This window comes from Deferribacter abyssi (assembly GCF_049472655.1).
Lineage (GTDB): Bacteria > Chrysiogenota > Deferribacteres > Deferribacterales > Deferribacteraceae > Deferribacter > Deferribacter abyssi.
In genome coordinates, this window is sequence record NZ_JAQNCS010000020.1 from 24,545 (window position 1) to 30,830 (window position 6,286).

Sequence of the window (6,286 nt, forward strand, 5' to 3'; positions counted from 1 at the left end):
ACACCAAGTTATTGGCGTTTGCTTTGACAACTTATTTATAACTTTTTAATCATCAATAAGAAAATGGCCAAAGTTTCCAATACGCTTTTATTAATTTCCATCTTCTATAAAGTCCCTCGGGCTCAAACATTAAAAACAGAATTATCACCAAACCAAAAACGCCTTCTCTAATTGAAGCAAACAGCTGTGTAATATCTTGATAATACTGTGAGAGAAAATCTGATATCAATTTTAACACCTCAGGCAACACAGTCATAAAAACAGCTCCAAAAATACTGCCAAGAACTTTTCCAAGTCCACCGATTATAATCATTGAAAGATACTGGATTGAAACACCTATTGTAAAATGTTCAGGAGTAATAATTGTTGTATAGAAAGTCCACAGCCCCCCAGCAACTCCAGCATAAAAACTACTTATGGCAAAAGATAAAATTTTATAATGAAAAATATTTACCCCCATAACCTCTGCAGCAATATAATTATCCCTTATACTTAAAAAAGCCCTACCAATTTTAGTTCTCATTATATTTACAGCAAAAACTGTCATTAAAATACAAAAAATTAAACCTAGATAATAAAACTTAAAATCATCATCTATTTCAATATTAAACATTTTCGCATAATCCACAGATAAACCAGTAACACCACCTGTAACCCCTTCCATTCTAACAAATAAAAATTCTAAAATAAATTGAGCAGCTAATGTGGCAATAGACAAATACAACCCCTTTAATCTTAAAGATGGAATACCAAAAATGCTACCAATAATTGCAGCTGCAAAACCACCAAACAATATTGCTATGACAAAATTAGTATTAAAATTATTGTACAAATAACCAGTGGCATAAGCACCAACACCTATAAAGGCTCCATGCCCCAATGAAATCAACCCTGTAGCACCAGTCAAAATATTTAATCCTATTGCACCAATCACTGAAACAAAAATAAGATTGAAAATATACAATAAGTAATCTGTAGCAACAAAAGGAAAAACAAATAAAAAAATAATAAAAATTGTTAATATAATTTTAGAAAAGGTTGTTTGATAAAGAGCAAAATCTTTCTCATAACTGGTTTTGAAATTTCCACAATTGATATAATTCATACTTTTTCTACCTCTTCAGTGCCAAAAAGTCCATAAGGCTTTATCATCAAAACTATGATCATAAATATAAAAGGAAAAACTTCTTTAGCTCCACCACCAATAAGAGGGTCAACATAGCCACCAACAAAATTTTCCAATATACCAATAATCACTCCTCCAATAATTGCCCCAGTAATACTATCAAGCCCGCCCAAAATAACAGCAGGAAATACTTTGAGTCCAAATTGTGAAAGATTCGTATTAACTCCATTGATATTGCCAACAAAAACCCCTCCAACAGCTGAAACAACTGCTGCAATAGCCCATGCAAGTGCAAAAACCTTTTTTATCTCAATCCCCATTGACAAAGCAGCTTGCTGGTCACTGGCTACAGCTCTCATTGCTACTCCTGCTTTAGATTTTTTAAAAAAAACCGAAAAAACTATCAATGAAACAGCTACACTTATTACAGAATATATATATACAAGACTTATTTTAATCCCAAAAAGATTCACTGGCTCACTAGGAAAAACCTTCGGAAAAACTCTTGTATCTGTTCCCCAAAATACTTGAACCACAGACTTGAGTAATGAAGAAAGACCAATAGTAAGCATAATTATAGCTATAATTGGCTCCCCTATCATTCTACGTAAAAATACTCTTTCAATTATAAAACCAAATAAAAACATAAAAATAAAAGTTAATATAAAAGAAGGAATAAAAGGAATTTTATAGCTTACTGTTAGATGCAAACATACATATGCACCCAACAAAAGCAATTCTCCATGAGCGAAATTAACAACACCAGTAGATTTGTAGATTAGTGTAAAACCTAAAGCTAAAAGGGCATATATACTCCCCACAACCAGCCCTGTAACAAGAAGATTAAAAAAAAGTTCCATTTTTAACTACCCCATAGTGTTTGGTAGGTTGCATCATCCTATAACCACAGCAACCATTATATTATATCTAAGTAACGCTCAAAAGTTAGTAATTAAACAACCTTATACTACTCTAAAAAATATATTTTCAAAACAGTATTAATTTTTCTCTCCCTACCATCTTGTAATTTAATTGTTGCAACGATATTTATTTCTCTTTTGCTAGAATATAGAGCATCAACAATCTCTTGGTATTTTTCTTCTATAAAACCTCTTCTAACTTTTCTTGTTCTTGTTAACTCACCATCATCTGCATCCAACTCTTTGTAGAGCAAAATAAACTTTCTAATTTTATGATCATCCTTTAATCCATTATTTACCTTACGAACCTCATCAGCAACAAGTTCATATACTTTATCTTTCGCTGCCAAATCAGTATATGTTGTATAAACAATTTTATTGTTCTCGGCCCATTTTCCCACAATTCCCATATCAATATTTAAGATTGCAGTTATGTAATCCCTTTTATCACCAAATGTCACCGCTTCCTTAATATAAGGACTAAACTTTAGCTTGTTCTCGATGAATTGCGGGGAAAACATAATACCATTTGATAAATACATTAAATCTTTTTTTCTATCAATAACAACCAATTTCCCGTTTTCATCAAAATAACCGGCATCTCCAGAATAAAGCCAACCATTTCTCAATACCTCATTTGTAGCCTCTTCATCCTTGTAATAACCAGCAAAAACAGCAGGACTTTTTGATATTATTTCTCCATCATTAGTAATTTTTATTTCGGTGCCTTCAATTGGCCTACCTACAGAGGTGAAATCAATATCATCATTTCTATGTATACAGGAAATGCCAGAAATCTCTGTCTGACCATAAATTTGTTTTAAATTAATACCCATAGCATGAAAGAACCTAAAAGTATCAGGACCAAGAGCTGCTCCCCCAGTCATAGCACTTCTCAAATTACTAAAACCCAACCTTTCTTTTAATTTTCTAAAAAGTATTAAATAAGCTAAGTTGTATTTAATTTTTTGAAACAAAGTAGGAGATTTCCTCTGAAATTTTAAATCTGCATATTCATAACCTATCTTTATACATTTATTAAAAACAAAGTTTTTAAACGGTGTAGAATCCATCATCTTCATAAATACAGAAGAAGCCATATTTTCCCAAACTCTTGGAGGTGAAAAAATAATATGAGGTCCAATCTCCTTCATGTCATGTTCAACCGTTTCATAACTCTCCGGAAAGTTAACAACAAACCCAAAAATCTGAGCACTTGCCACACTCATCATTTGTTCCCCTATCCATGGCAAAGGAAGAAATGATACAAATTCATCAGTTTCATACTTTGGATCAGCTTTCGCTAAACTTGAAGACATAAATATTAAATTTTTATGTGTAAGCATTGCTACTTTAGGTTTAGAAGTGGTACCAGAAGTGGTACACATAACTGCTACATCATTACTTTCAACCAGTCTCAATTTATCTTCAAAATATTTTTCTAGTATTTTAATATCTAAATCTTTATTAACAATGTTTTCAAAATTTTCTAATTTCTCATCATTATATAAATACATCCCTCTTTTGTCATAATAAATTATCTTTTTAATTAAAGCATAATTCTTGGCAAATGCTAAAATTTTATCTACTTGCTCTTGGTTTTCTGCAATAACAATTTTTGCTCTGGTTTTTCTTAATAAATATTCCACTTCATCAACAACAGAATCCTGATAAATACCAATAGGATAAGCTCTTAGTAATTGAGCAGCAAACTCAGAAATTACCCATTCAGGCTTATTATCACCAATTATGGCAATAGTATCCCCTTTCTTTATACCAAATTGCTCAAAATAGATTGCAAGTAAAACAACTTTTTTGAAATATTCAAACCAAAAAATTTCCTTCCAAATACCATATTCCTTTTCACGTAATGCCACCTTATCTTTATTGTTCTTAAAATTATAAAAAAAATACTCTAATAAAGTTTTTCTTAAATCCACTTTTCTTCACCTAAATACGCAGAAATAACTTTTTCATTATTAATAACTTCTGATGGAGTACCCTCACACACTTTTTCACCAAAATCTAAAGCTAATATTCTATCTGAAATATCAAGAACTACATTCATATCATGCTCTATCAAAATTATTGTTGTATTTAGTTCTTCATTTATATCAAGAATATAGCGAGCCATATCTTCTGTCTCTTCCATATTCATTCCAGCCATCGGTTCGTCCAAAAGAAGTAATTTTGGTTCAAGGCAAAGAGCTCTCGCCAACTCAACCCGCTTTTGTAATCCATATGAAAGTTCAAATACATATTTTTTTCTGACACTATTAAGATTCAAATAATCAATCACATTTTCTACTTTTCTTCTATGTTCTACCTCTTCCTTCAAAGTTTTACCAAAATAAAAAATAGAGGAAAAAAGACCGTATTTTATAAAAATATGTCTTGAAAGCATTAAATTTTCTAAAACAGACATCCCTTTAAACAATTCAAGATTTTGAAATGTCCTAACTATTCCAAGTTTAGCCCTTTTATGTACAGCTAGTCTTGTAATATCATTTCCCTCATATTTAACTGTACCCCTATCAGGGAAATAAATGCCTGTAATCATATTTAAAAGACTTGTTTTCCCTGCTCCATTAGGTCCTATAATAGAAAATATTTCACCCTTCCTAACGCTGAATGTTACACCAGCAATGGCCATTATACCGCCAAAACTTAAATACACTTTATTAAGTTCAAGCAACCAAAACCCCTTTTAAAACACTTTTTTATTAAACTTTATTAATTCTAACTAAACCAAAAAAAAAGAATAGTCAACAAAAATTTTTGATTAAACTTAACATTTTTCAATAACATTAAACATTAATAAAAAAATTAACTATAAAATTACCATGATCCTGTATTATATACAATTAAACATATTAAATAAAAATAAAACTTTTAACATCCGATAACATAGAGATTTCTTTATCAAAACAGTTTTTTGCTGATAAGATAGCGAAAGTGCAAGACATGAAGCAAATTTTTTTAAATTATCATACTAAGTATTAGCAAAATGATTTTTGTATAAAATTACACATTTGAAAAGTTCATTATTTTACAATCACTCATATTAAACAATAACAATTATATTTTCAAATATAAGTTTTCAACCTATATATAGTTAATTATCAAATAGTTATACTCTTTTTCATGAACTACTCAATAAAAAAATAAACTTTTTATTCTAGATGACAAATAATATTGTTTATCTTTACTTGCACTTCCTTTGCTAGCTCAACCAATTCTGAATTTTCAACTATTCTCATTTGAACAACAGGATCGATTGCAGAAATTTCTACTTTTTTGTTAGTTAGTTCTCTAATAACGATATTACAAGGTAACATAGTTCCAATGTTTGGTTCTGTTTGCAAAGCTTTAAAACCAAAATTTGGACTACATGCCCCCAAAATTAAATATTTATTCATTATAACACCTATTTTATCTTTAAATATTTTTTGCATATCCAGTTCAAATAAAACTCCAAAACCTTCTTCTTTCAAAGATTTTTTTACATCCAAAACAGCTTTATCAAAATCTTTTTTGATTGTTTTGCTAAAATAATAACTCATAATAGTCCTCCTTTAAGATAAAATCTTTAGAATTATCAATTTATTTTCTTTATTTTTTGTCAGCAATTTCAAAAAAATAAAATAAACTACTAAAAAACTAATTGAAAAAAGTGGGGTTGCAAGATTAGTTGCAAACTTTTTGTCAAATACTGTTCCTAACAGGGCGCCTAAAAATAATATTATTACAGGCATGATGTAAACAAGTAGTCCATTAGTATAAACACTTTTTTTAAGTATTCCTATCTCTACCATATCTCCAACGTTTACATTCATATCAGTTTGTAACTCAAAATGACGTAATTCACCATGAGCAGTAGCACAAGATTCATTTGATTTGCAATTACCACATCCAACTGAAGGAGTAAGAGCAACAACTATTTTTCCTCCTTGTTTTTTGCTTATAACTTTTCCACATGCTGTTACATATTTACTCATTGTACTCACCTCTGAATGTTACATTGACTTTATAATTTTAACAAAAATCGTAATTTTTTATTTTTATCACTAATCATAAAATTATTCGTTATTCCAATTTTCCAAATCTCTTTTCATGTTGAGAAACTCCTCTCTGGTTATTTCACCTTTTGCGTATCTTTGTTTTAATGTGTTTAAGGCTTCATGTGAACTCGATTTCTCTATGTTTTTATTTGACCCCAAACCTTTTATAAGATAAAAAA

General features: G+C 29.8%; 7 protein-coding genes. All 7 read right to left on the bottom strand.

The features are described from left to right. Positions 1-52: 52 nt before the first annotated feature. On the bottom strand, positions 53-1,105 hold the full coding sequence (locus tag OWK30_RS10345) for a branched-chain amino acid ABC transporter permease (protein WP_423326222.1): 1,053 nt from the start codon (positions 1,103-1,105) through the stop codon (positions 53-55). Continuing rightward, complete coding sequence (locus OWK30_RS10350) at positions 1,102-1,986, bottom strand: branched-chain amino acid ABC transporter permease (RefSeq protein WP_423326224.1); 885 nt, start codon at positions 1,984-1,986, stop codon at positions 1,102-1,104. Before OWK30_RS10350 ends, OWK30_RS10345 begins: the two co-directional genes overlap by 4 nt. Positions 1,987-2,093: 107 nt before the next feature. After that, positions 2,094-3,986 (bottom strand): AMP-binding protein, encoded by a 1,893-nt coding sequence (locus OWK30_RS10355; protein ID WP_423326226.1) that lies wholly within the window; start codon positions 3,984-3,986, stop codon positions 2,094-2,096. Continuing rightward, positions 3,977-4,699 carry an ABC transporter ATP-binding protein gene (locus OWK30_RS10360; protein ID WP_423326232.1) on the bottom strand — a complete coding sequence of 241 codons (723 nt, stop codon included), beginning with the start codon at positions 4,697-4,699 and terminating at the stop codon, positions 3,977-3,979. Before OWK30_RS10360 ends, OWK30_RS10355 begins: the two co-directional genes overlap by 10 nt. Before the next feature lie 520 nt (positions 4,700-5,219). Next, positions 5,220-5,609 (bottom strand): DUF302 domain-containing protein, encoded by a 390-nt coding sequence (locus OWK30_RS10365; protein ID WP_423326228.1) that lies wholly within the window; start codon positions 5,607-5,609, stop codon positions 5,220-5,222. A gap of 12 nt (positions 5,610-5,621) precedes the next feature. Continuing rightward, positions 5,622-6,044 (bottom strand): SoxR reducing system RseC family protein, encoded by a 423-nt coding sequence (locus tag OWK30_RS10370; protein ID WP_423326230.1) that lies wholly within the window; start codon positions 6,042-6,044, stop codon positions 5,622-5,624. Positions 6,045-6,125: 81 nt separating this feature from the next. Next, positions 6,126-6,266 (bottom strand): SHOCT domain-containing protein, encoded by a 141-nt coding sequence (locus tag OWK30_RS10375; RefSeq protein ID WP_423326233.1) that lies wholly within the window; start codon positions 6,264-6,266, stop codon positions 6,126-6,128. Positions 6,267-6,286: the final 20 nt, after the last annotated feature.